Source organism: Phaeobacter cretensis (genome assembly GCF_047372505.1).
GTDB lineage: Bacteria > Pseudomonadota > Alphaproteobacteria > Rhodobacterales > Rhodobacteraceae > Phaeobacter > Phaeobacter cretensis.
This window is the reverse complement of record NZ_JBKBEU010000001.1, coordinates 2900787-2924402: the sequence shown is the minus strand read 5'-3', so window position 1 is coordinate 2924402 and position 23616 is coordinate 2900787. Positions and strand designations below refer to the sequence as shown.

Below are 23616 nucleotides of genomic sequence, written 5' to 3'. Positions count from 1 at the left end.
TGCTTCACCGTTATTCAAGGCTGTAACATCCTGCAACGCGCCGACTTCTGCTTCGGATCGTAACACCTCAACATAGGCACTTAGTTGCCTGTGACGCCTGCCTCTTCAAAAGTTGCCATGCCACTGTGACAGGCAACCGCAGCACGCAACACCTGAATTGCAAGGGCAGCGCCTGAACCTTCGCCAAGACGTAGGTCTAGTGACAAGAACGGAGGCTTGCCCAGATAGGTTAACAACGCAGCATGAGCGCTCTCTGCGCTTTGGTGCCCGGCCACTACATGATCCAATGCAGCAGGATGTGCTCGCATCAGACAGGCGGCTGCCGCGCAGCAGATAAAGCCGTCCAGAATAACCGGAATGCGCATCATGCGCGCAGCTGTCATCGCCCCAGCCATAGCCGCGATCTCGCGACCGCCAAGGCGGCGTAACGCTTCGATTCCATCTGTAATTGCGGGGCCATGCAGCGCAACACCGTCAGCCACCACCCGTGTTTTATTCGCAAGCCCGGTATCATCGATCCCAGTACCGCGTCCTGTCCAATCACCGGCATCACCGCCGAACAACGCACAAGCCAGCGCGGCTGCCGGTGTGGTGTTCCCAATGCCCATTTCACCAACAACAAGTAAATCTGCTGACGGGTCCACAGATTTCCACCCAGTCTGCAGTGCGCTGAGCAGCTCTGCATTATCCATGGCAGCGTCTTTAGTGAAATCTTTGGTCGGCCTATCCAGATCTAGGCTGTGAACATCCAGTCGCGCTCCTGCAAGCTTGGCCAGTTGATTGATCGCCGCACCGCCATGCTTGAAGTTCGCGACCATCTGCGCTGTTACTTCGCTCGGGAAAGCCGAGACACCCTGTTCTACAATCCCATGGTTGCCGGCAAAGACGATCACCTGCGGCGCACGGAGCACCGGGCGCTCAGTTCCTCGCCAGCTGCCGTACCAGATAGCCAGATCCTCCAACCGCCCGAGCGAGCCCGGCGGTTTGGTCAATTGACTGTTGCGTTCGGCAGCCGCAGTCTCAGCCTGTTCGTCCACGCCTGGAGCCTGCGCAAGCCGCGCACGAAAGTGATCAAGCGAAAAGAGCGGTGACAGCATTGCAAAGCCTCATTGCATCGAAGGGGTCGTCGCAGGTAAAGCGGATCATCCGTATGTACCGGTTCACCTTGACACCGCAAGCCCTCCGTGAGGTCCGTAAATGCGAAAAAACGACATATCTGGCATAGATTTTCTGCTTGTGTTGATCTTGTTGACACGATTGCCGATGCCACGCCTGCAAAAACGTCGGTTTGAGCGACATGCGCACGCGGTTTGGGCCTTCCCCTTTGCCGGTGTCGCGGTTGCGGTACCGGCATGTATTCTGGCCCAGGCAGGATTGTCGCTTGGGCTAGATCCCAAGTTGGCCGCTGGGATCGCACTAGCGTGTCAGACCGTATTAACCGGCGCAATGCACGAAGACGGCCTAGCAGATACAGCAGATGGGTTTTGGGGCGGCTTTGAACCCGCGCGACGGTTAGAGATCATGAAGGATAGCCATATTGGCACCTACGGTGTGCTTTCCTTGATCCTTAGCATAGGTTTGCGCTGGATGGCCTATGCCAGCATACTGGCGGCAGCAGGTCCATGGGCATTGCTCCCACTGGCTATGCTCAGCCGGGCAATGATGCCCATAGTGATGCTGGCACTACCGAATGCCCGTGGTTCGGGCCTCTCCGCATCTGTTGGCAGGCCGCCCCTGCTCAATTGCGGACTTGGTATTGTGCTCGCGGCTATTGCCTCCTCGCTGATGCTCGGTTGGCCTATTTGGGGTGTGCTATTAGCAATGCTTGCCGCGACCGGAAGCACCACCGCAGTCGCGCGTGTCAAGATTGGTGGTCAAACAGGCGATGTACTGGGGGCAACTCAACAACTGAGCGAACTCGCCGGGCTGTTGGTTCTCTCAGCATCGCTGAGCTGAACCGCGCCCATGTTCTTCTCGCCTGTAAAAGATCTGTGAGGCCGACGCTGATCAGTCGTATTTCCTCGATCATTGATCATGCGACAGCCACGGGTGTGACGCCCGCGGGTGGAAATTCCAATCCCGACCGAGCCCGAATGTGGTCAAAAATAATAAAGGCCACGCTCTACAGCGCAGCCCCTATTTGCTTTTTGTAAATATGCCTTCGGAGCACTCTCAGCGCTTCTCAGCCCGCGTTTAGGCCGCGGCGCGAGAGGTCAGAACCTCATCCACTTGCTTAGCAGCGGAGATTTCATCACCACCAGATACGGCCGCGACTTCGCGCGTCAAACGCTCCAGCGCTGCTTCATACAGCTGACGCTCAGAATAGCTCTGCTCGCGCTGGTCATCCGTGCGGTGCAAATCACGCACTACTTCAGCGATAGAGATCAAATCGCCGGAGTTGATCTTCTGCTCATATTCCTGGGCACGACGCGACCACATGGCGCGCTTAACTTTAGCCTTACCTTTAAGAGTGGTCATCGCCTTTGCGATAACATCTGGGGAGCTGAGCGAACGCATACCAATTTCAGTCGCTTTGTTTGTCGGCACCCGCAGCGTCATCTTGTCCTTTTCAAAGGTGATCACAAACAGTTCCAGCGTGAAGCCGGCCACTTCCTGCTCCTCGATCGAAATGATCTGGCCAACGCCATGGGCGGGGTACACAACATAGTCGTCAGGGCGGAATTCGGGCTTCTTCGATTTAGTCATACAGGTCTTTCCTCGCTATGCGCCGACACCAAGATCGGCTGGGCTGCCACAGGTCTATTTACGCGATGACCAAAGGACTCGCGACCCTAGAGAAGTGACAGAAAAACCGCCAATAGACCCGTGCGACGCAGGGCGCACAGTCAAGGCGGACATCCGTGATTGGTCATTTACTGAAATAGTATATCATATTTTTCGCCCTACAAAAAGGCAGCGGGCCGTGAATCATAGCGCTGACAGCCCCTGCAAAGAGACGAAATATCACGAAACAGCTATTTTCTTGTCTCATCGCAAGATGAGCCGAGTGACGTCTGGGGTGAGTCGCAACGCTTCTCACGGCTACTTTCCAGCGTCAGCGATAATGCTCGATAACAGGGAAGCCCTTATCAGCCGCCTTCGCCTGGGGCCTCGGAGAAGTACTTGTCCAGCTTACCCTCTTCCCCGTCACGCTCTTCAGCGTCCGGAAGCGGGTCTTTCTTCGAAACAATGACAGGCCACATTTCGGAGTACTTCCGGTTGAACTCAACCCACTTATCCATATCCGGCTCAGTATCCGGACGAATTGCATCTGCCGGGCACTCGGGTTCGCAGACACCGCAATCGATGCATTCGTCTGGATGGATTACGAGCGTGTTCTCGCCTTCATAGAAGCAATCGACCGGGCAGACTTCGACGCAGTCGGTGTATTTGCAGGCAATGCAGTTGTCCGTAACGACATAAGTCATGATGGCCGAGTCCCGTAGCTGTTTGGCATCTAGCTAATTCACCGCGCCGCCGGCTTCAAGATGTCAAAACGCACCATCCCGGCGACTAAGATCAAGCGCTCTACGCTCTTTCTTATCCGGACGACCTTTTCCCTCATAGCGCGGGTTACGCGGCACGGGATCCTGCTTTTCAGTCAAATCAAAGTACAGCGCCTGAGCCTCTGGGGCAGGTCCGCGACGTGTCCCAAGGGCCTCGATCCGCAAAGTGCGGATAATGCGCCCCTGAGGGAAGGTCAGAACGTCCCCGGGAGAGACGTTCTGGGCCGGTTTCGCGATCTTGTTCCCGTTGAGTCGAAGATGATCACCGCTTACCATTTTGGCGGACAGGCTACGCGTCTTAAAGAAGCGCGCCTGCCACAACCATTTGTCAATTCTGATCTTCTCGCTCACCGGCGTCACCAAGATCGATCAATCGGGCTGTTTTAGCCCCATCAGCGCTGCTGCAAATGGGTTGTCAGGATCGATCTGCTTTTCCTTCTTCGGCGGACGCGCCGAGTAAGTTTTGCTGCCTTGATCCTGACGGCCGCCTTTCTTTGCAGGTCTTCCATCGCGACCAGGTTTATTACCACCACGAGGTTTGCCTTTGCCGCGTGGGGCATCGCCACCACGTTTCCCGCCAGCGCGCTCGCCGTCTACTCCCGCGTCCTGACCACGTCGACCGGCATTTCGATTGCCGCCAGCTTTGCGCGCACGTCCCCAAGTAAAGGTATAGAAGATTTCAGTCTCAGGCTCTTCGGTCTTGGCATCGGCAGATTCGCCAGTCGACGCTTCGACTTCGGTCACTTCGGGTGCCGCAACTTCCGCATCTGGTTCCGCGACAGGTGCAGCCGATGCATCGTCAGGTGTCGATACGTCGGCAAGTGTAGCTGGTTCTACGGCAGCCGCCTCAACCGTCTCAGCCTCATCCGGTGCGGCAGAAGGCATGTTTTCGTCCTGCTGTGCCGCAGCATCCTTAGCAGAACTGTCCGTATCCGGAGTATTGGATTCGGCCACCACAGCGTCAACCGCCTTGGCCTTCACCCGCTCGCCCTTGTCAGCCTGATAACCGAGGCCCTGCATAAGGTCCGCGAACTGTTCCAGCGTCATGCCGGTGATCGACAGCATATCTGCCTTGGCTTCAAAGCCGCTACGGCTGTCTTCCGCGCGCAACATATCTGCAAGACGTTCCAACATGTCGATACGAATCATGCGGTCGCCTGCGTTGCGATACCCGCACATGGTATCGTATCCCTGCGGTGCATCCTTGATGGCCGGAACCGTCACAAGCCCGGCAGGAGGCGCATCGGGGAATTCACCCAAGCCTTGTGACAATGCCCAAAGTACCAACCGCAGCCGGGTCGGAGCCGGTTTCAGCAACAAGGGCATAAAAATAGTAAACTGACCGAACCGGATGCCATGCTTGCGCAGCGCGCCGCGAGCATCTTGGTCCAGATCTTTGACCTCTTGCGCGACAGCTCCGCGCGGCAACAGGCCAAGGCCCTCAACCATGCGGAACGCAAAACCACGGGCAAGCCCGCTGAGTTCTTCATCACGTTGCAGGTTCAGCAGCGGTTCGAAGAGTGCATTGATCTTGCGAGAGATGAAATGCTGCAGCCGGCGTTCAACTTTCTGAGCTACATCTGCACCGGCAGCATCGTCAACGAATACCTCAATACGAGGATTCAGAGGGTCTGCGCCGGCCATCAATTTGCCAACAGCATATTCACCCCACATCAGGCCGCCCTGATCGGTAAAATCAATTTCGGTATCGGGTGCGTTGTAAAAACGGTCAGCCCGGAGATGGAAATGCGGTGCGAGAGCTTGAAGAGAGGCGGACTTCAACGCCTTAGCTTCAGCGCCTTGGGCGCTCTTGTCCGGTGAGAACCGGAACCCTTCAAGACGACCAACGAATTCACCTTCGACGGTCACTTCACCCTTATCGTTCACTTCGGCCAAAAGGGCCTCCTTCTGTTTGAGCCGGCGCAAAAGCACGGATGTGCGCCGGTCCACAAATCGCTGAGTCAGACGTTCGTGCAAGGCGTCCGACAACCTGTCTTCTACAGCGCGCGTCTCGCCGCGCCAATGACTTTCATCACGAACCCAGCCGTTCCTTTGCGCGACATAAGTCCACGTTCGTATAAACGCCAAGCGTTTCGACAATGCGTCAATGTCACCATCGACCCGATCGATACGCTTGACTTGCCGCGCGAGCCAATCGTCCGGTACGACGCCCGAACCATGCAAATATTGGAATAAAACGCCCAAAAGCCCAGAGTGTTCCGACTGCGAGATCCCACGAAAGTCGGGCACGCGGCAGATATCCCACAACAATCGCACAGAAGGTGCATTGGTCGTGCGTGCAACGATTTCATCCAGCTGTGACAAGGATTTCAAAGCCATCAGGTCATCGGCTTCGCGCGCACGAACCAAATTTTGATCCTGTGGGGCTGATTCGAGAGACCGGATCAATGCCTCAACGGTGCCGAATTGCAGCGCAGCAGACCGCCAGTTGAGCTTTTTCAACGGAGTAAACCGATGATCCATGATCGCCTGTGCGACACCATCGTCCAACGGCGGGGCATCTCCAGTTACACCAAAACTGCCGTGGCTCATACCGCGCCCTGCCCGCCCGGCGATCTGCGCCAGCTCGTTGGGGGCCAATTGTCGCATACGGCGACCATCAAATTTGCTCAGTGACGAAAAGGCGACATGATCAATATCAAGGTTCAGCCCCATGCCAATGGCGTCGGTAGCCACGAGGTAGTCGACCTCGCCGTTTTGATACAATTCGACCTGAGCGTTGCGCGTCCGAGGGCTGAGTGCCCCCATAACCACGGCTGCGCCCCCCTTTTGGCGGCGCAACAGCTCGGCGATGGCATAGACATTATCTATAGAGAAACCGACAATCGCAGTGCGCGCTGGCATCCTGCTCAGTTTCTTGGAACCCGCATAGACCAGATCCGACAGGCGCTCGCGGCGTACGAACTGCACACCCGGCACCAGCTCCGCGATCGGCCCGCGCATCGTATCCGCTCCCAGAAACAGCGTCTCTTGGGTACCACGAGCACGCAGCAAGCGGTCGGTAAAGACATGGCCGCGTTCGGGGTCGGCACAGAGTTGGATCTCATCCACCGCGAGAAAGTCGCAGCCCATGCCCTCGGGCATCGCCTCCACTGTGCAGATCCAATACTGCGCACGCTGCGGCACAATGCGTTCCTCGCCGGTGACCAGCGCCACGACCGATGGACCACGGACGGCCACCACCTTGTCATAGACTTCCCGTGCGAGCAGACGCAGCGGAAATCCCATCACGCCAGTGCGATGTCCCAGCATCCGTTCAATCGCATAGTGAGTCTTACCTGTATTCGTCGGCCCCAAAACCGCCACGACCCGGGATCCCCCGGAACTTTGCGTGCCTGTCATGAATTCGCCCTCAACGCCCGAACGGGACCCAATTGTCAGCTCTAAAGCTCTCTGCCCTCGACCGCAGTCATCAGTCGATCTAACGCGTTGGTTATCGCCTCGTGGTGAGGATGTATAGCCTGCGCCTTTTGATAGGCGTCATAGGCGTTTTTGGGATCATTGAACTGTTCAAACATCGCCCCCAGCGCAAAGATCGCGTTGTAGTCATTGGGGTTCAGCATCAGCGTTCGCTCCAGATCCGCCACAGCGGGCCCATATAGGCCCGCGTTAAAATAGGCCCTCGCACGTTCATACCAGCCCATTGCGAATTTCGGCGCGTGATCGGTCAATGCAGTCAGATGTTCGATGGCCATTTGGGTTTCACCCCGGTCCAGCGCATCCTTGCCCCGCTTCAGCAATAGATCCATCGCCGGTGACCCGCTACTGCTCCACAAAGCTTGCAGCGACCTGTCCAGACGGATGGCCTCATTCGGGTCAGAGTCAGAGAGTGCGGCCAGTAGTCCTGCCTCATCCAACGTTTCTTGGGCGTAAACCTGCAAAGGCACGGAAAACAGGACTGTCAAAGACGTTGCCGCCACGATAGCTTTGAGCTTGGAGAATTTTACAACCATGATGGGTTAAGTGTAACCGCGCAGCCTGCGTTTTCCAGAGCCTGAGGGCCTTCCCTCACATAAAATTGCTGGCTGCAGATCAAAATGAGGACTGAAAATGAGCGAAACGCTAACTCAAGCGGCAGAAACGCTGAACGCAAAGATGGACGGCGGCTTTGATGGCTCCGCGAAATTCGACATCACAGGCATGGGCAGCATCATGCTGGACCAAAGTGGCGCACGCGTTGCGGATGAAGACGCCGATGTAACCATGACCGCGGATGCAGAAACCTTTCAGTCGATCATCGAGGGCGAGTTGAACCCGACCGCCGCCTTTATGAGTGGCAAGCTAACGATCGACGGTGACATGGGCATCGCGATGCAGTTGGCATCGGCAATGGCCTGATGAGCATACCCCCGATGGACCTGACCCCTGCCCCTTTCTTTGCCGACATCGCGCAGGGACCAGACGGCGGTCAGGCCCATTGGGTGACCACCAGTGACAACTTGCGGATCCGCGTGGGCCATTGGCACCCGGATGGTGCCAACAAAGGCACATTGCTCCTGTTCCCCGGGCGCACAGAGTATATCGAAAAATACGGCCCTGCCGCCCAAGATCTGGCCAAGCGAGGCTATGCTACGCTAACCGTAGACTGGCGCGGACAGGGTTTGGCGGATCGGATGCTACCTGAGCGACGTCTAGGCCATGTCGTCGCCTTTGGCGATTTTCAGAAAGATGTCAAAGCCGCAATAGATTTGGCAGAGTGCCTGGAGTTGCCAAAACCCTGGTTCATCTTGGGGCATTCCATGGGCGGGGCTATTGCATTGCGCGCCGTAATGCGCGGGCTGCCAGTCAAAGCCTGCATATTCTCAGCCCCGATGTGGGGCATCCAGATCCCCGGCGCGCTGCGCCCATTGGCGCGACTACTCAGCTTGATAGGAGACCGGTTCGGCATCGGTGCGATGCGCACGCCAACCACGACTTTAGCACCCTACGTGCAGGCCAGCCCATTCGAAGGGAACTCCCTGACCAATGACGCTGACATGTACCGCCTGATGCAGGATCAGTTGACAGCACAGCCGGACCTAGCACTTGGCGGGCCGACAATTCAATGGCTGGGCGAAAGCCTGCGGGAATGCGCTGCTCTTACCGCGATGCCGTCTCCCGCCCTCCCCTGCATTACCTTCCTTGGCACGCAGGAACAGATCGTAAATACCGCTGCAATCCACGACCGGATGGCCCGCTGGCCGGGTGGAGAGCTGGATCTGGTTGAAAATGCCCAGCACGAGGTCATGATGGAGGCACTTGAAACACGGCGTGCCATTTTCGACAAGATGACCCGGCTGTTCGACCAATATACCGGCTAGAACCTAGTCTACCGCGATCTCTTTCGCCGAATAGCCATGCTCGACTTTCCCTACAGATCAATGGCTTGCAGGCCAAAGCCGTGAAGGATCAACGGAACCTCGCGAAGAATATCGCACCAGCTTATCAGCCCATTGCTTGTGATCCCCTGCCCTCGCGCTTAGATGTCGAAATAGACACATTACAGCCTGAGGTATCCTGATGTTCAAAGTTCCTTTCCTTGACCGCGACCTGATGCGAGACGCCAATGCCAAAGGTGGGGCTGGGCCGGATGGGTTGGGCAATCTGCCCGAATGGGATCTGAGCGACCTATACACATCAGAAGATGCTGCCGAACTAAACCGTGATCTGGCTTGGCTGGAAGACGAGTGCGTGAGCTTTGCGACGGACTACGAAGGCAAGCTGGCAGATTTGGACGCAGAGGGTCTGCTCGCCTGTGTCCTGCGGAACGAGAAAATCAACAGTATCGCTGGTCGAATCATGTCCTTTGCAGGTCTGCGCTACTATCAAATGACCACCGATGCAGATCGCGCCAAGTTCATGTCCGACATGCAGGAAAAGCTCACGGTCTTCACCACTCCTCTGGTGTTTTTTACCTTGGAGATCAATCGGATCGAAGACGCGACACTGGACGCTCATTTCGCCACCAATACCGATCTAGCACGCTACAAGCCGATTTTTGACCGCATTCGTGCGATGAGACCCTATCAGCTGTCGGATGAGCTGGAGAAATTCCTGCATGATCTCGGCGTCGTGGGCGATGCCTGGGAGCGCCTTTTTGACGAAACCATCGCCGGGCTCACTTTCGATGTAGATGGCGTAGAACTCAACATCGAGGGAACGCTGAACCTGTTGACCGAACAGGATCGCACTAAACGTGAAGCCGCAGCACGCGAGCTGGCCCGCGTCTTCGCCGAGAACATCAAGATCTTCGCCCGGGTTCACAACACCCAAGCTAAAGAGAAAGAAATCGTGGACCGGTGGCGCGGCATGCCGACACCGCAGACGGGGCGTCACCTGTCCAACCATGTGGAACCTGAAGTCGTCGAAGCGCTGCGCGAAGCCGTGGTCGCTGCCTACCCTAAGCTATCGCACCGCTACTATGAACTGAAACGAAAGTGGCTCGGCTTGGACCGGATGCAGGTGTGGGATCGTAACGCGCCGCTTCCCATGGAGGCCACGCGTACCGTCGACTGGGAAGAGGCGCGGAGCACGGTGATGGATGCATATAGTGCATTCGATCCGCGCATGGGCGACTTGGCTGAGCCATTCTTTGATAAGGGCTGGATTGATGCTGCCGTAAAACCCGGCAAAGCACCGGGCGCTTTTGCGCATCCAACGGTGACCGACGTACACCCCTATGTGATGCTGAACTATCTTGGCAAACCGCGTGACGTAATGACACTGGCACACGAACTTGGCCACGGGGTGCACCAGGTCTTGGCAGCAGATCAAGGCGAAATGCTCTCCTCCACACCGTTGACGTTGGCGGAGACCGCCTCTGTCTTTGGCGAGATGCTGACCTTCCGCAAGATGTTGGAAAACGCCACTGACAAGAACGAGCGCAAGATCCTGTTGGCCGGCAAGGTCGAGGACATGATCAATACGGTTGTGCGTCAGATTGCATTCTATGATTTCGAATGCAAATTACATGCCGCTCGCGCCGAAGGTGAGCTCACACCCGATGACATCAACGCACTTTGGATGTCGGTGCAAGCCGAAAGCCTCGGTGAAGCCTTTGATTTCATGGAAGGCTACGAGACATTCTGGACCTATGTTCCACACTTCGTCCACTCACCGTTTTATGTCTACGCTTACGCTTTTGGCGATGGATTGGTGAATGCGCTCTATTCGGTTTACGCCGAGGGAGCTGACGGGTTTGAGGAAAAATACTTCGACATGTTGAAGGCCGGCGGCTCAAAGCATCACAAGGAATTGCTCGCACCCTTTGGACTGGACGCCTCTGACCCAACTTTCTGGGACAAGGGATTGAGCATGATTTCCGATATGATTGATGAGCTGGAGGCAATGGAGGATTAATCATCCCCTCAGCACAACAAACAGAGTTAAAGGCGCAACTGGTAGGTTGCGCCTTTGCATTTTTGCGCCCTGTTACTTCAGCTGACTGTCCTTGCTGCCACGCCGATTGATGCCTGCGCGTGTATTCTGCACCCCGTCTCGATCCTGCTGGCAGTCAATACATAGCTTGATACTTGGAATGGCTTTGCGCCGCGCCTCCGGGATCGGTTCGTCGCAATCGGCACAATGCGTGAGGCTCTCTCCGACCGGAGTTGCCCTAGATTTTAGACGTGCAAGTTCGTCACTAATTGACGCTTCGATCTGCTCGCTTACCGCGCCGTCCCTAGCCCATCCTCCAGCCATTGCCTCTCTCCCATCTTCGTACCTCCCCACATAGCATATCTGTTCAGCGCGACTGGTCACGATGAGTTGCTTAACTCCATAAGAGACACCTTCGGCAAGGTTAACGAGAGCGTATTTCTGTCAGCCTGATCAAGGTCTGATGCAATTACAATTGGCGCATCGCAGAACCATGAATATGCGGCCCCGGCCTGGGTCTTTGCTAGGGCCGTTCAGATCAGCGCAGACGTTGCTCCGTCACGCCATCGAAAAAGTAGGCGTCTTTATCGTCGAAATCCAAGGCAACGGCCGTGCCTTCCGGCAGCGCCTCATCACCACGGGTTTCCACAATGATCTTTTCGCCCGTAGTACTACGCAGGTAATCATAAGATACGCCTCCCAACCGCTCACGCAGATCAAGGATCAGATCATTGTCCCGGGGAGCAACCGATAGGTGCTGCGGTCGTAGGCCAACGAATACCGGCGCGCCATCAACAGGCAGGGCGACAGAGGTCTCGACCTCTCGTCCGCCTAGCGCCGGGACAGCGACCGCCCCACCGGACACTGTGCCTTGCAGAAAGTTCATACTGGGCGAGCCGATAAAACCCGCGACGAACCGATTGTCGGGATCCCCATATAGCTCCATCGGGCTACCGACCTGCTCGACACGACCTGCTCGCAGGACGACGATCTTATCTGCAAGCGTCATCGCCTCGACCTGATCATGGGTTACATAGATCATCGTCGCGCCGATTTCCTTGTGCAGGCGCGCAATCTCTACCCTCATGTCCACGCGCAACTCCGCGTCGAGGTTTGAGAGCGGCTCATCAAACAGGAACACATCAGGCCCACGAACGATCGCGCGACCAATGGCGACACGCTGTCGCTGACCGCCTGACAAGGCCTTCGGTTTACGCTTCAAGTAGTCTCCCAATTTCAGAATCCGGCTGGCTTCGGAGACTTTTTCCTTAATCACCTCCTTGGGGTGTCCGTTCATCTTGAGCCCGAACCCCATGTTGTCTTCAACGGTCATGTGTGGGTAAAGCGCGTAGGACTGGAAAACCATAGCAACGCCGCGGTCTGCAGCATCCAGAAGGGTCACATTCCGATCACCGATATGGATGCTGCCGCCGCTGGTCTCCTCCAACCCTGCCACCATCCGTAACAACGTCGACTTTCCGCAGCCCGACGGGCCAACGAAGACGCAGAATTCGCCGTCTTCAATGGTGAGATCCACATCATGGATCACCTGAACGTCACCATATTTTTTGACGGCCTTGGCCAACGTGACCCCTGTCATGCGTCTTCTCCCTTTGGGTTAACTTGGAAATTGCCAGGTCTCGGCAGCGGTTGCGATGTCCTGAGCGGTTTGCAACAGGGCCGGGCGCAGGGCGGTCAACCCTACCAGCGACTGGCGCTGCAGGGAGGACGTGATCGACAGCCCTCCCATGACCTTACCCGCTTCCGACAAGATCGGTGCAGCGATACAAATAATGCCCGGCTCATGCTCTTCGCGGTCAAAGGCAACACCATCACGGCGAACGTCAGCAAGTTCAGTCAGCAGCGCCTGCGCAGAGGACAGAGTATGCGGTGTATGGGCGAAGAACGCCTGCCTGCGGATTGCATCCGCCTGCGCATCTGCCGACAGATATGCTATCATAGCCTTGCCGACACCGGTGCAATAGCCCGGCCCGATCTTTCCGGCCTGGCTGAACATCTCAATCGGTGTGTCGGCGTTGCGTTTGTCAACATAGAGTACCTGCCCCCGGTCCAACTGAGCCAGGTGAATGGTTTCGCCGACATCCTGCGAAAGCTTGTCCAGATATGGCCGTGCCACAGGAGCCAACGTACTTTGCCGCCAGGCGGCATGCGCAAGCCGAACCAGACGCAAGCCGGGCGTATATGTCTGATGGGTCTCATCATAGGACAACATGCCCTGATTGGTCAGGGTCTGAACCAGCCGATAAAGCGTAGCCTTGGGAAGCACGGATACTGCCAACACCTCGCCAAATCGCAGGGGTCTACCGGCTTCTGCAATCTGGTCAAGCACCGCCAACGCCTTGCCGACTGTGCCATCCGCCTCTCGCGACTGGGGAATGGGTCCTGTCATCGCCATCCTTTCTCACGCCCCAATCGGGGCGATGTAACTGTTGACATCCTTAGCGTAGGGCGTTCATAGTTTCAATAGTTGGAATTTGGTTCCATTATGTGAAACCAAACAAACCACGTCAATAGGGAGGACGTCATGAAGACTTTGAAAGGAACAGTTGCCGGGCTAGCACTCAGCCTTGGACTGGTGACCTCAGCGCAGGCCGAGCTAAGCGGTACGCTTAAGATTTTCTCAGATATGTCCAATCCTGCGCCCCGCGCAGTGATGGAGCAAATGGCGGCGGACTTTGACGCCCTCCATCCGGATTTGACGGTGGAGTTGACCGTCATCGACCGCGAAGCCTACAAAACTCAAATCCGCAACTTCCTGTCCGCCAATCCACCGGATGTTGCCAACTGGTACGCCGCAAACCGTATGCGACCCTATGTATCTGCTGGTCTGTTTGAGGATATCAGCGACCTATGGTCCGAGCCTGAAATCGCCGACGCGCTGGCCTCGACCAAGGGTGCGATGACATTGGATGGCAAGCAATGGGGCGTGCCCTATACCTACTACCAGTGGGGTGTCTACTACCGCGAAGACATCTACAATGAACTTGGCCTGGAAGAGCCATCCGACTGGGCGAGCTTCAAGTCCAACTGCCAGAAGATCATCGATTCCGGCCGTAAATGCTTCACCATCGGGACAAAGTTTCTATGGACCGCCGGCGGTTGGTTTGACTATCTGAACATGCGCACAAACGGCTATGACTTCCACATGGCCCTGACCAATGGCGAAATCGCATGGACTGATGATCGGGTAAAACAGACCTTTGCGAACTGGCGCGAGCTGATCGACATGGGCGCTTTTATCGACAACCACCAGTCCTACAGCTGGCAGGAAGCTCTGCCGTTCATGGTAAAGGGTGAGGCCACTGCCTACCTAATGGGCAACTTTGCGGTCGCACCACTGCGCGAGGCCGGTCTTGGCACTGATCAGCTGGATTTCTACCAGTTTCCAAACATCAACCCAGATGTTGAATTGGCCGAAGATGCACCGACCGACACGTTCCACATTCCAGCCGGTTCGCAAAACAAAGAAGCCGCGCGTGAATTCTTGCGCTTCGTTGTTTCTGCCGACAATCAGACCAAGATCAACGGCGGCGATGCCCTGGGTCAGCTGCCCGTCAACTCCGGTTCATCAGTGGACGACGATGAAATGCTGAACCAGGGGTTTGAGATGCTCTCGTCGAACGCGCCCGGCGGCATCGCCCAGTTCTTTGATCGCGACGCGCCGGCTGAAATGGCGTCCATCGCTATGGAGGGTTTTCAGGAATTCATGGTGTTCCCAGACAATCTGGATGACATCCTGAACCGGTTGGAGAAGGCACGCGACCGGGTCTACTGATCACTGCCAGCACGCAAGTTTAGTAACAAGGCCGGTCAATTTGATCGGCCTTGTCAGCCCTTCGGATTGAACCTTGCAGCAGTACATTATGCTGGTTGCTCGCGTCGGAAATTTTCCAACGCCGCTTCAGAACACACTAAGGGAGATTTCCCGTGGCTCAGATGAACCTAACGCCAGAAACCGGATCGCCCGCCGCCTCACCCCGTGGCCGCGACAGTTGGTTGCGGCGTAACCGTCAGACGCTTGCGCCTTGGCTATTTCTGGCGCCCGGCGTCATCTTCTTTCTATTCTACGTAATTTTCCCGATCCTGCAGAGCTTCAACCTATCTCTGTATCGCTGGGATGGTCTGGGCGAACCTCAGTTTATCGGTATGGAAAACTACCGCGAGCTGATGGATGACCGCGCTTTTGAAGTGTCCATGTGGAACAACCTCAAATGGCTGCTGCTCTATCTACTGGCGATCCCTGCCGGCCTGTTCATAGCTTTGTTTCTAAACCAAACCGTGACTGGCATACGCCTATACAAATCCCTATTTTTCTTTCCATTTGTGATTAGCCAGGTGGTTGTCGGCCTAGTATTCAGTTGGTTCTATGATCCGACATTTGGCTTGCTCAACCAGGTATTGGGCTGGGTCGGCCTTGGCCCGATCAATGTTTTGGGCGACCCGACTCTGGTGACCTATGGCATCATCGCAGCAGGCCTTTGGCCCCAGACCGCTTATTGCATGATCCTGTATCTCACCGGCTTGAATGCAGTGGATCCCGAACAGGTCGAGGCCGCGCGGCTGGATGGTGCAAAAGGAGCCAAGATGCTCTGGTATGTCATCATCCCGCAGTTGCGCCCGGCGACCTTTGTCGCGTTTGTGGTGACTATCATCGGTGCGCTGCGTAGTTTTGACCTGATCTCAATCATGACCAATGGCGGACCGTTCGGCTCCAGCCGGGTACTGTCTTTCTATATGTTCGAAAAGGCGCTGTCTGAATACGGTTTTCGCATGGGATATGGCGCGGCAATCGCGGTGGTCTTGTTCCTCATCATGCTGTGTTTCATCGCCTATTTCTTATGGTCCATGTACCAAGACGACAAAGGGGCGCGCTGATGTTTCCCAAACCCATCCAGAACAGTTCCCGCGGCTGGCAGACCACGTATCAGGCACTGGTGCCAGCAGCACTCATCATGTGGCTGCTTCCGCTGATCGCTGTAGCTATTTTTTCCATCAAGCCCGAAGCCGATTTCACCACCGGCAACTATTGGGGCATGCCATCATCATTTGAGGGGGCCGCCAACTATGGCAAGGTCTTCTTCGGATCGGACATGCCACGCTATCTGATGAATTCAGTGCTGATCACGGTACCAACGGTAATTGGTGCTGTGGCGCTATCCTGCATGAGCGGCTTTGCACTCGGGGTCTATAAATTCCGCGGCAATCTGCTGCTGTTCTTTATGTTTGTGGCGGGCAATTTTGTACCCTTCCAAATTCTGATGGTCCCCGTACGCGACCTGACGCTGGACATGGGCCTCTACAATACCAAGACCGGACTCGTGCTGTTTCACATCGCCTTTCAAACAGGGTTCTGCACGTTGTTCATGCGGAACTTTATTCGCGCACTGCCCTTCGAGCTGATCGAAGCCGCACGCGTCGAAGGCGTCGCGGAATGGCGGATATTCTGGTACGTCGTTCTGCCATTGATGAAGCCTGCAATCGCCGCTCTCAGCGTGCTGATCTTTACCTTTATCTGGAACGATTATTTCTGGGCCGTCGTCTTGACACAAGGGGCTGAGAGCCAGCCCGTCACGGCAGGCATCACCTCCTTCAACGCGCAATATCGGGCCGCATATCACTTGATGAGCGCAGGTAGCATCGTCGCTGCACTGCCACCAGTTGCCATGTTCTTCCTGATGCAACGCCACTTCATCGCAGGGCTGACCCTGGGAGCGGTTAAATGAGGTCAGACCCGCAGCTATGGCGGATCGATGCGCCGGGTCAGACGCTGGTTCTATCATCCGATGGCGGCATTCCCAGTGCAATCTACTGGGGGCCATCGCTGCACCCTGAGACGGAACTCGCAGCGATGGCCAGTGCGTGCGAACAGGAGGTGACCGGCGGGATGATTGACCGTTTACCACCCCTATCGCTGTGCCCTGAGACATCTATGTCGTTTGAGGGGCAACCGGGTTTGATTGCCTATCGCGACGGAGCGCCACTTTATCCACGTTTCCAACTTGAAAAAGCCGATAACGGCCGGTTCACCTGTCGCGACCACGATCTGGGGTTAGTGCTTTTCTTTGACCTTGAGGCTCTAGGCGAGACGATTGCAGCAACGACCACTCTCGTCAGCGATAAGGAGATTACCCTGCATCACCTGGCAGCCCCCGTACTGCCGGGGCCGCAGATGGCACAAGAGATCGTCGATTTCTCGGGCCGCTGGATTGGCGAGTTTCAGATGGAGCGTACAGACTGGCGCCCAGGCATCCATAAGCGTGAAGCGCGCCTAGGTCGATCCGGGCATGAACATCCATCCTTGGCCTATTTTCCTGAAACCGGCGCACGAAATACCCAAGGATGCGTCTTTGCTATGCACTACGGTTGGTCTGGCGGTCATGTAATGCTGGCGGAAGAACTGCCTTCGGGGCGACGCCAAATTCAATGGGGCCATGCCACTGGAACCCAGAGAAAGGGTACGCAATTCCGTACAGCGCCGCTTTATCTCGCGGTCTCACAAACCGGGTTCAATGGTTGTGCCACTGCGTTTCAACGTCTGCTACGCGATCATTTGGTTGATTGGCCCAAACCTGAGACACCACGCCCAGTACACTACAACTGCTGGGAGGCGGTGTATTTCAATCATGATCTGCCTGTGCTGACTGAGATTGCCAATCAGGCGTCAGAGCTTGGCGCAGAGCGTTTTGTGCTCGATGACGGTTGGTTCGGAAACCGGAATGACGACACCTCCTCGCTGGGCGATTGGGAGATTGACCATCGCAAGTGGCCTGAAGGGCTAACACCACTGATCGAACATGTCGAAAGCCTTGGCATGACCTTCGGTCTTTGGGTCGAGCCAGAGATGGTGAACCTTGATAGCGATTTGGCCCGCGCGCACCCAGACTGGATCCTCGGGCCAACCGATCAGGTCGAGGGGCGGCAACAACGCGTGCTGGATCTATCCAAGAATGAAGTGCGCGCGCATCTGATAAATAAACTGTCGATGATTCTGAGCGAAAACCACATCGACTACCTCAAATGGGATCACAATCGTTTGCTGCCCATTGCCGATGCGGCACAGGCTGATGGGATTTATGCACTCCTACACGAATTGCGGGCAAAATTCCCGAAGGTAGAAATTGAGAGCTGTGCCTCTGGTGGTGGACGGATCGACGCGGGTATTTTGAGCCTGACGCAGCGGATCTGGCTGTCAGACAGCAATGACGCGTTGGAACGTTTGCGTATTCAACATGATGCCGCGCTTTTGCTGCCAATGCCTGTAACAGGTTCGCATGTTGGCCCACGCACCTGCCATACGTCGGGGCGAACCATGAACATACGAATGCGTGCCTGGGTGGCCGCACAGCGCCACATGGGGTTCGAGATGGACCCTCGCGAGCTCACCGATGACGAAACCGAGGTGCTGACACGGGTCACGGCCTGGTGGAAAAGCAACCGCGCATGGCGCATGGGGGCCGATATCCTACGGCTTGACGCGTCCGACCCAAGCATCATCGCTGAACAGCAACTGTCGGCTGATGGTGCGCAATTCGTGGTTTTTGCGGGCAAGGCACGAACGTCTCATCAGATTATGCCGCGTCCGCTACTCCTGACAGGGCTAGACCCGGATGCTCGCTACCGGATTGATCTCGTCAACCGCGATGAGCTGCACCATCTTTCTCGAAGCCGCACCGCGCTGAAGGACGGAGCGCTGACGCTCAGTGGCCAAATCCTGTTGCAGCACGGGCTGACTCTTCCCTGGCAATTTCCTGAAACGATCTGGGTGATCGAAGGAGAAAAACTATGACCAAAGACCGTCGCAGCCGCGCCTGGTATGGCAAGCCCGACAAAGACGGGTTCATTCACCGCAGCTGGATGAAGAACCAAGGATTTCCCGATCACGCCTTTGATGGTCGCCCCATAATTGGCATCTGCAACACTTGGTCCGAGTTGACGCCCTGCAACTCAGGTCTGCGCGATTTGGCCGAGGGTGTAAAACGTGGCGTTTGGGAAGCCGGTGGCTTCCCGGTTGAATTCCCGGTTATGTCGCTCGGCGAGACCCAGATGAAACCCACTGCAATGTTGTTCCGCAACCTCCTTGCGATGGACGTCGAAGAATCCATCCGCGCCTACGGGATCGATGGGGTGGTATTGCTGGGCGGCTGTGACAAGACAACACCAGGCCAACTGATGGGTGCCGCTTCGGTCGATCTGCCGGCAATTGTTGTCAGCTCTGGCCCCATGTTGAACGGTAAATGGCAGGGCAAAGACATCGGATCCGGAACGGATGTCTGGAAGTTCTCCGAAGCCGTGCGCGCCGGTGAGATGACGCTGCAAGATTTCATGGCCGCAGAGTCAGGCATGAGCCGCTCCAAAGGCGTTTGCATGACGATGGGCACCGCTTCGACCATGGCCTCCCTGGTTGAGGCGATGGGAATGAGCCTGCCAACCAATGCTGCCCTGCCCGCTGTTGATGCGCGCCGCATGGCGTTGGCGCATCTGACGGGTAAGCGGATCGTCGAGATGGTCGAAGAAGAGCTGAAACCATCAGATATTCTGAGCCGAGATGCATTCATCAACGCAATCCTTGCAAATGCCGCGGTCGGAGGATCCACCAACGCTGTCGTGCACCTATTGGCTCTGGCTGGCCGTGTGGGTGTTGAACTTACGCTCGATGATTTTGGACTGGGCAGTGATATACCCCTCCTAGTTAATTGCATGCCGTCCGGCACATATCTGATGGAGGACTTCTGCTATGCTGGCGGCATGCCGGTTGTTCTGAAACAGTTGGCAGACGCTGGCCATCTCCGCAGCAATACCACCGTTTTGGGTGGCGACATCCATGCCTATGCCGATGGCGCCGAGTGTTTCAATGACGATGTTATCAAGGGTTTTGATGATCCGGTGAAACCCGCGGCCGGCCTGCGTGTCCTGCGGGGCAATCTCGCCCCCAATGGTGCTATTGTGAAACCATCGGCCGCGTCTGACCACCTGCTTGAGCACGAAGGCGTCGCCCATGTGTTTGAAACCATCGAAGACATGAAGGCCAATATCGACCGCGACGACCTGCCGGTCACCAAAGATAGTATTCTGGTACTAAAAGGTGTTGGCCCAAAAGGCTATCCAGGGATGCCCGAGGTCGGCAATATGCCGATCCCCCGCAAATTGGTGCGGGAAGGCGTCCGCGATATGATCCGTATTTCAGACGGGCGTATGTCCGGCACAGCATTTGGTACGGTAATCCTGCATGTATCTCCTGAATCGCAAGCAGGCGGGCCATTGGGGCTCGTCCAAACTGGTGATCACATCAAGGTGAGTGCCAAGAATGGAACACTCGATCTGATGGTCACTGAAGAAGACCTGACCGTACGCCGGGAGGCCTGGCAACCAGAGCCGCCACACTACACCCGCGGCTATGCGAAGCTTTACGTGGACAGCGTTTTACAGGCTGAACAGGGCGCGGATCTTGATTTCCTGGTGGGCAAAGACACCCGCCCCGTCACACGGGAGAGCCACTGATGAGCGCAACCGCAACCTTCCCCGACCTAGACGGGGCCTCCGTCTTCATCACCGGCGGCGGCTCCGGCATTGGCGCAGCCCTGACTGAAGGATTCCTGCGCCAAGGCGCAAAAGTCGCCTTTGTCGGGCGCTCTGATGCCTCTGAATTTGTGGATCGTATGGAGAGTGAGACTGGCAATCTTCCCTTGTTCATCCCTTGTGACATCACAGATATTCCGTCGTTGAAGGCCGCCATCGAACAAGCCGCTGCGGCTCATGGTCCGATCACCAAATTGGTAAACAACGCGGCCAACGATCAGCGCCATGCGACACTGGATGTGAGCGAAGACTTCTGGGATTGGGCCCAGGCCATCAACCTCAAGGCCTATTTTTTCGCCTGTCAGGCAGTGTTACCCGGTATGCAGACTGTAGGTGGTGGATCCATCGTTAACTTCACCTCCATTAGCTACATGATGGGAAATGACGGCTACCCAGCCTACACCACTGCGAATTCCGGCATCAATGGCATGACCCGCAGCCTCGCACGCGAATTTGGATCCGACCGTATCCGGATCAATTCCCTCGCACCGGGCTGGGTGCTGACAGACAAGCAACTGGACAAATGGGCAACACCAAATGCGCTCGCCGCACACCTAGAACGCCAGTGCCTAAAGGATCACCTTGCACCGCAGGACATCGTTGGTTCGGCACTCTTTCTGGCCTCCGCGACAAGCCGCATGATCACCGGCCAGACTCTGGTGGTTGACGGCGGGGTTGTGGTGACAGGATGACGGCGCATCCGACCTCCACTCCAGACAAGACCACCGCAATGCCCGTACCAGCATGGATTGCAGCGGATTGGGGCACGAGCCATCTGCGGCTATGGCTTATGGACGACCAGAACAAGGTGATGCATCGCATCCTCTCTGATCGTGGCATGTCCAGCCTGCCGCCCGCCGACTATGAACCGACCCTGCTTCAGTTATTGGCCGATCACCTTCCCGAGAAAGGTGAGCTTGCGACCTCTCCGATCCAGGTGGTCTGCTGTGGGATGGCCGGATCCAGGCAAGGCTGGGCAGAGGCGCAATATGCTACATCGCCCTGCACACCCCCGGGTATCTCCGAGGCAACAAAGCCACGCGTACTAGATCCACGCCTATCGGTTTATCTGTTGCCAGGAGTCAAAAATGTAGCACCAGCCGATGTGATGCGCGGCGAAGAAACGCAGATCGCTGGCTTTCTGGCACGCGACGCCCGAACAGACACTGCACAGGTAATCTGCCTACCCGGAACACACAGTAAATGGGCAAGGCTGGAGAACGGTAAGATCACAGCCTTCACCACATTCATGACTGGTGAGTTGTTCGCCCTGCTGCAACGGCAGTCTGTATTGCGGCATTGCGTGTCAGAGGACGGCTGGGATGCAGACACCTTTACGACAGCCGTCGAAGACGCAATCACCGATCCGGTCAGCATCGCAGCAGCTTTGTTCGGGGTACGTGCAAACGCACTGCTGTCGGGTGACGGTCCAGACATCGGACGCGCCCGGCTTTCGGGGCTATTGATCGGGGCTGAGCTTGCCGCGACGCGCGACTACTGGACCAACCAGCCAGTCGCGATACTCGGAACAGATACACTTGCACGCCACTATGAAACCGCCCTTGCGAGTCAGGGGTGCCAGCCTGCCCGAATGGATGCCGAAACGCTGACAATTGCCGGTCTTTGTGCCGCATATGACCAATTGAAAAAGAGCCTACACCCATGAGCCGAAACATCATTGCTATCCTGCGTGGCATGCCCCCGTCAGAAGCCCGCCCAATGACCGATGCGCTGATCAACGCAGGGATCACCAAGATTGAAGTCCCACTGAATTCACCCAGCCCGTTTAACAGCATTGCCGCGATGCTGGACCAAGCTGCCGGTCGGGCCACAATCGGGGCCGGTACCGTATTGAATACAGATGCGGTTGCCAAACTCTCCGCTATCGGTGCGCAAATGGTCGTCTCGCCAGATTGCAACCCCGATGTCATCAGCGCCACCAAAGCGGCTGGCATGCAGTCCTATCCCGGTGTTTTCACAGCCTCCGAATGCTTCGCAGCGCTACGTTCCGGTGCAGACGGGTTGAAATTCTTCCCGGCATTCAAGCTGGGACTGGATGGCTTTGCTGCGCTCAAGGCCGTACTCCCCGCAGATGCGGCAACATTTGCAGTCGGCGGTGTCGGTCCAGACGCTTTTGCTGACTGGCAACAGGTCGGCATCACGGGCTTTGGCATGGGTTCGTCGCTCTACAAACCCGGCCGCTCGGTCGAGGATGTCGCCCGCATCGCGGCAGAGACCATCGCTGCCTATGATGAAGCGTTCGATGTCACGTGATCCCGTGCTGAATCCTGTGCAGGCTCAAGTCTACAACGAGACGTGTTGTACTTTGGGAGAAGGACCGCTTTGGCACCCAATGAGAGCACAGTTATTCTGGTTTGATATCCTAGAAAAACGCCTCCTGACGGTTGAGGCAGGGCGAGAGCGCAGCTGGACCTTTGACGATTGCGTCTCTGCTGCAGGTTGGCTAGATAAATCAACCCTCATCATGGCAAGCGCAAACGCGCTCTGGCGATTTGACATCACCACCGGTATCCGAACTCACCTGATTGACCTGGAGGCAGACCAGCCTCTGACCCGGTCAAACGATGGGCGCGCGGATCCGTGGGGTGGGTTCTGGATTGGCACGATGGGCTATGAGGCCGAACCGGGGTTGGGTGCGATCTATCGCTACTACATGGGCGAGCTTCGCCAACTTATCAGTGAACAGACAATCACCAATGCCATCTGTTTCGCGCCTGACAAATCCTGCGCTTACTTCACAGACACGACCACCGGCCAAATCATGCGGCAGCCTCTTGCTGCCAATGACGGTTGGCCCTCGGGTGAGGCAACCGTCTTTCTTGACCTCAGCACAGAAAACTTTGGCCCAGATGGTGCCATCGTTGATGCAACGGGCCGGTTCTGGAATGCCCAATGGGGCGCCGGCCGCGTCGCAGTCTATGCGACCGATGGCACATTGGAAGAAATCTACCCGGTGCCTACCGCTCAGGCGTCTTGCCCAGCTTTAGGCGGGGAAGTTTTCTCGCAACTTTTCATCACAACCGCAGCCTACGGCTTAGATGATCCTGCTGCGGGCAAGACCTATACCGTTCAAACATCGGCCAAAGGCCAACGCGAACACCGCGTCATTCTCTGA

The 23616-nt window shown here is 56.4% G+C and carries 22 protein-coding genes; 13 read left to right on the top strand and 9 right to left on the bottom strand.

Features of this window, described 5'->3' with window-relative positions:
• Nucleotides 1–80: 80 nt before the first annotated feature.
• Nucleotides 81–1097 (bottom strand): nicotinate-nucleotide--dimethylbenzimidazole phosphoribosyltransferase, encoded by a 1017-nt coding sequence (gene cobT, locus ACEWZM_RS13905; protein ID WP_414007000.1) that lies wholly within the window; start codon nt 1095–1097, stop codon nt 81–83.
• A gap of 100 nt (nt 1098–1197) precedes the next feature.
• On the opposite strand from cobT, the gene ACEWZM_RS13900 reads away from it, so the two are divergent.
• The gene (locus tag ACEWZM_RS13900) at nt 1198–1956 is read left to right on the top strand and encodes an adenosylcobinamide-GDP ribazoletransferase (protein WP_414006999.1); all 759 of its coding nucleotides are present in this window, start codon (nt 1198–1200) and stop codon (nt 1954–1956) included.
• A gap of 237 nt (nt 1957–2193) precedes the next feature.
• On the opposite strand, the gene ACEWZM_RS13895 is transcribed toward ACEWZM_RS13900, so the two are convergent.
• The 5 genes from ACEWZM_RS13895 to ACEWZM_RS13875 form a co-directional block, all read right to left on the bottom strand.
• Nucleotides 2194–2706: a CarD family transcriptional regulator gene (locus tag ACEWZM_RS13895; protein WP_414006998.1), complete on the bottom strand. Its 513-nt coding sequence runs from the start codon at nt 2704–2706 to the stop codon at nt 2194–2196.
• A gap of 383 nt (nt 2707–3089) precedes the next feature.
• Entirely contained in the window at nt 3090–3428 is a 339-nt protein-coding gene (fdxA, locus tag ACEWZM_RS13890; protein WP_414006997.1) for a ferredoxin FdxA, read from the bottom strand.
• A gap of 63 nt (nt 3429–3491) precedes the next feature.
• Complete coding sequence (locus tag ACEWZM_RS13885) at nt 3492–3857, bottom strand: RNA-binding S4 domain-containing protein (RefSeq protein ID WP_414006996.1); 366 nt, start codon at nt 3855–3857, stop codon at nt 3492–3494.
• Nucleotides 3858–3875: 18 nt separating this feature from the next.
• Nucleotides 3876–6869 (bottom strand): helicase-related protein, encoded by a 2994-nt coding sequence (locus tag ACEWZM_RS13880; protein ID WP_414006995.1) that lies wholly within the window; start codon nt 6867–6869, stop codon nt 3876–3878.
• Nucleotides 6870–6910: 41 nt separating this feature from the next.
• Nucleotides 6911–7480 carry a tetratricopeptide repeat protein gene (locus ACEWZM_RS13875; RefSeq protein WP_414006994.1) on the bottom strand — a complete coding sequence of 190 codons (570 nt, stop codon included), beginning with the start codon at nt 7478–7480 and terminating at the stop codon, nt 6911–6913.
• A gap of 97 nt (nt 7481–7577) precedes the next feature.
• Here ACEWZM_RS13875 and ACEWZM_RS13870 point away from each other — a divergent pair, with 97 nt between their 5' ends.
• The 3 genes from ACEWZM_RS13870 to ACEWZM_RS13860 all read left to right on the top strand — a co-directional run bounded on the left by ACEWZM_RS13870 (nt 7578) and on the right by ACEWZM_RS13860 (nt 10865).
• Nucleotides 7578–7865: an SCP2 sterol-binding domain-containing protein gene (locus tag ACEWZM_RS13870; RefSeq protein ID WP_414006993.1), complete on the top strand. Its 288-nt coding sequence runs from the start codon at nt 7578–7580 to the stop codon at nt 7863–7865.
• Entirely contained in the window at nt 7865–8827 is a 963-nt protein-coding gene (locus ACEWZM_RS13865; protein ID WP_414006992.1) for an alpha/beta hydrolase, read from the top strand. The genes ACEWZM_RS13870 and ACEWZM_RS13865 overlap by 1 nt, the downstream gene beginning before the upstream one ends.
• A 199-nt stretch (nt 8828–9026) precedes the next feature.
• Nucleotides 9027–10865, top strand: coding sequence for a M3 family oligoendopeptidase (locus ACEWZM_RS13860; RefSeq protein WP_414006991.1), 1839 nt, complete (start codon nt 9027–9029; stop codon nt 10863–10865).
• 72 nt (nt 10866–10937) lie between these two features.
• On the opposite strand, the gene ACEWZM_RS13855 is transcribed toward ACEWZM_RS13860, so the two are convergent.
• The 3 genes from ACEWZM_RS13855 to ACEWZM_RS13845 all read right to left on the bottom strand — a co-directional run bounded on the left by ACEWZM_RS13855 (nt 10938) and on the right by ACEWZM_RS13845 (nt 13293).
• Nucleotides 10938–11207 carry a DksA/TraR family C4-type zinc finger protein gene (locus ACEWZM_RS13855; RefSeq protein ID WP_414006990.1) on the bottom strand — a complete coding sequence of 90 codons (270 nt, stop codon included), beginning with the start codon at nt 11205–11207 and terminating at the stop codon, nt 10938–10940.
• 214 nt (nt 11208–11421) lie between these two features.
• Nucleotides 11422–12483 (bottom strand): ABC transporter ATP-binding protein, encoded by a 1062-nt coding sequence (locus tag ACEWZM_RS13850; RefSeq protein WP_414006989.1) that lies wholly within the window; start codon nt 12481–12483, stop codon nt 11422–11424.
• An 18-nt stretch (nt 12484–12501) separates the two neighbouring features.
• Nucleotides 12502–13293, bottom strand: coding sequence for an IclR family transcriptional regulator (locus tag ACEWZM_RS13845; RefSeq protein ID WP_414006988.1), 792 nt, complete (start codon nt 13291–13293; stop codon nt 12502–12504).
• A gap of 135 nt (nt 13294–13428) precedes the next feature.
• Here ACEWZM_RS13845 and ACEWZM_RS13840 point away from each other — a divergent pair, with 135 nt between their 5' ends.
• From ACEWZM_RS13840 to ACEWZM_RS13800, 9 genes are all read left to right on the top strand, one after another.
• Nucleotides 13429–14679 (top strand): ABC transporter substrate-binding protein, encoded by a 1251-nt coding sequence (locus ACEWZM_RS13840; RefSeq protein ID WP_414006987.1) that lies wholly within the window; start codon nt 13429–13431, stop codon nt 14677–14679.
• Nucleotides 14680–14840: 161 nt separating this feature from the next.
• A complete protein-coding gene (locus tag ACEWZM_RS13835; RefSeq protein ID WP_414008042.1) occupies nt 14841–15779 on the top strand; it encodes a carbohydrate ABC transporter permease in 939 nt (312 codons plus the stop codon).
• Complete coding sequence (locus ACEWZM_RS13830) at nt 15779–16627, top strand: carbohydrate ABC transporter permease (RefSeq protein WP_414006986.1); 849 nt, start codon at nt 15779–15781, stop codon at nt 16625–16627. Before ACEWZM_RS13835 ends, ACEWZM_RS13830 begins: the two co-directional genes overlap by 1 nt.
• Entirely contained in the window at nt 16624–18690 is a 2067-nt protein-coding gene (locus ACEWZM_RS13825; RefSeq protein WP_414006985.1) for an alpha-galactosidase, read from the top strand. The genes ACEWZM_RS13830 and ACEWZM_RS13825 overlap by 4 nt, the downstream gene beginning before the upstream one ends.
• Nucleotides 18687–20402 carry an IlvD/Edd family dehydratase gene (locus ACEWZM_RS13820; RefSeq protein WP_414006984.1) on the top strand — a complete coding sequence of 572 codons (1716 nt, stop codon included), beginning with the start codon at nt 18687–18689 and terminating at the stop codon, nt 20400–20402. The genes ACEWZM_RS13825 and ACEWZM_RS13820 overlap by 4 nt, the downstream gene beginning before the upstream one ends.
• Nucleotides 20402–21172, top strand: a complete 771-nt coding sequence (locus ACEWZM_RS13815) for an SDR family NAD(P)-dependent oxidoreductase (protein ID WP_414006983.1) — start codon at nt 20402–20404, stop codon at nt 21170–21172. Before ACEWZM_RS13820 ends, ACEWZM_RS13815 begins: the two co-directional genes overlap by 1 nt.
• Nucleotides 21169–22146: a 2-dehydro-3-deoxygalactonokinase gene (locus ACEWZM_RS13810; RefSeq protein ID WP_414006982.1), complete on the top strand. Its 978-nt coding sequence runs from the start codon at nt 21169–21171 to the stop codon at nt 22144–22146. Before ACEWZM_RS13815 ends, ACEWZM_RS13810 begins: the two co-directional genes overlap by 4 nt.
• Nucleotides 22143–22754 (top strand): 2-dehydro-3-deoxy-6-phosphogalactonate aldolase, encoded by a 612-nt coding sequence (locus tag ACEWZM_RS13805; protein WP_414006981.1) that lies wholly within the window; start codon nt 22143–22145, stop codon nt 22752–22754. Before ACEWZM_RS13810 ends, ACEWZM_RS13805 begins: the two co-directional genes overlap by 4 nt.
• Entirely contained in the window at nt 22744–23616 is an 873-nt protein-coding gene (locus tag ACEWZM_RS13800) for an SMP-30/gluconolactonase/LRE family protein (RefSeq protein WP_414006980.1), read from the top strand. The genes ACEWZM_RS13805 and ACEWZM_RS13800 overlap by 11 nt, the downstream gene beginning before the upstream one ends.

What these genes read in the sequence shown, in the direction of transcription:
- cobT (WP_414007000.1), bottom strand. Translation starts at nt 1,097, where the DNA reads ATGCTGTCACCGCTCTTTTCGCTTGATCACTTTCGTGCGCGGCTTGCG.
- ACEWZM_RS13900 (WP_414006999.1), top strand. Translation starts at nt 1,198, where the DNA reads ATGCGAAAAAACGACATATCTGGCATAGATTTTCTGCTTGTGTTGATC.
- ACEWZM_RS13895 (WP_414006998.1), bottom strand. Translation starts at nt 2,706, where the DNA reads ATGACTAAATCGAAGAAGCCCGAATTCCGCCCTGACGACTATGTTGTG.
- fdxA (WP_414006997.1), bottom strand. Translation starts at nt 3,428, where the DNA reads ATGACTTATGTCGTTACGGACAACTGCATTGCCTGCAAATACACCGAC.
- ACEWZM_RS13880 (WP_414006995.1), bottom strand. Translation starts at nt 6,869, where the DNA reads ATGACAGGCACGCAAAGTTCCGGGGGATCCCGGGTCGTGGCGGTTTTG.
- ACEWZM_RS13875 (WP_414006994.1), bottom strand. Translation starts at nt 7,480, where the DNA reads ATGGTTGTAAAATTCTCCAAGCTCAAAGCTATCGTGGCGGCAACGTCT.
- ACEWZM_RS13870 (WP_414006993.1), top strand. Translation starts at nt 7,578, where the DNA reads ATGAGCGAAACGCTAACTCAAGCGGCAGAAACGCTGAACGCAAAGATG.
- ACEWZM_RS13865 (WP_414006992.1), top strand. Translation starts at nt 7,865, where the DNA reads ATGAGCATACCCCCGATGGACCTGACCCCTGCCCCTTTCTTTGCCGAC.
- ACEWZM_RS13860 (WP_414006991.1), top strand. Translation starts at nt 9,027, where the DNA reads ATGTTCAAAGTTCCTTTCCTTGACCGCGACCTGATGCGAGACGCCAAT.
- ACEWZM_RS13855 (WP_414006990.1), bottom strand. Translation starts at nt 11,207, where the DNA reads ATGGCTGGAGGATGGGCTAGGGACGGCGCGGTAAGCGAGCAGATCGAA.
- ACEWZM_RS13850 (WP_414006989.1), bottom strand. Translation starts at nt 12,483, where the DNA reads ATGACAGGGGTCACGTTGGCCAAGGCCGTCAAAAAATATGGTGACGTT.
- ACEWZM_RS13845 (WP_414006988.1), bottom strand. Translation starts at nt 13,293, where the DNA reads ATGACAGGACCCATTCCCCAGTCGCGAGAGGCGGATGGCACAGTCGGC.
- ACEWZM_RS13840 (WP_414006987.1), top strand. Translation starts at nt 13,429, where the DNA reads ATGAAGACTTTGAAAGGAACAGTTGCCGGGCTAGCACTCAGCCTTGGA.
- ACEWZM_RS13835 (WP_414008042.1), top strand. Translation starts at nt 14,841, where the DNA reads ATGAACCTAACGCCAGAAACCGGATCGCCCGCCGCCTCACCCCGTGGC.
- ACEWZM_RS13830 (WP_414006986.1), top strand. Translation starts at nt 15,779, where the DNA reads ATGTTTCCCAAACCCATCCAGAACAGTTCCCGCGGCTGGCAGACCACG.
- ACEWZM_RS13825 (WP_414006985.1), top strand. Translation starts at nt 16,624, where the DNA reads ATGAGGTCAGACCCGCAGCTATGGCGGATCGATGCGCCGGGTCAGACG.
- ACEWZM_RS13820 (WP_414006984.1), top strand. Translation starts at nt 18,687, where the DNA reads ATGACCAAAGACCGTCGCAGCCGCGCCTGGTATGGCAAGCCCGACAAA.
- ACEWZM_RS13815 (WP_414006983.1), top strand. Translation starts at nt 20,402, where the DNA reads ATGAGCGCAACCGCAACCTTCCCCGACCTAGACGGGGCCTCCGTCTTC.
- ACEWZM_RS13810 (WP_414006982.1), top strand. Translation starts at nt 21,169, where the DNA reads ATGACGGCGCATCCGACCTCCACTCCAGACAAGACCACCGCAATGCCC.
- ACEWZM_RS13805 (WP_414006981.1), top strand. Translation starts at nt 22,143, where the DNA reads ATGAGCCGAAACATCATTGCTATCCTGCGTGGCATGCCCCCGTCAGAA.
- ACEWZM_RS13800 (WP_414006980.1), top strand. Translation starts at nt 22,744, where the DNA reads ATGTCACGTGATCCCGTGCTGAATCCTGTGCAGGCTCAAGTCTACAAC.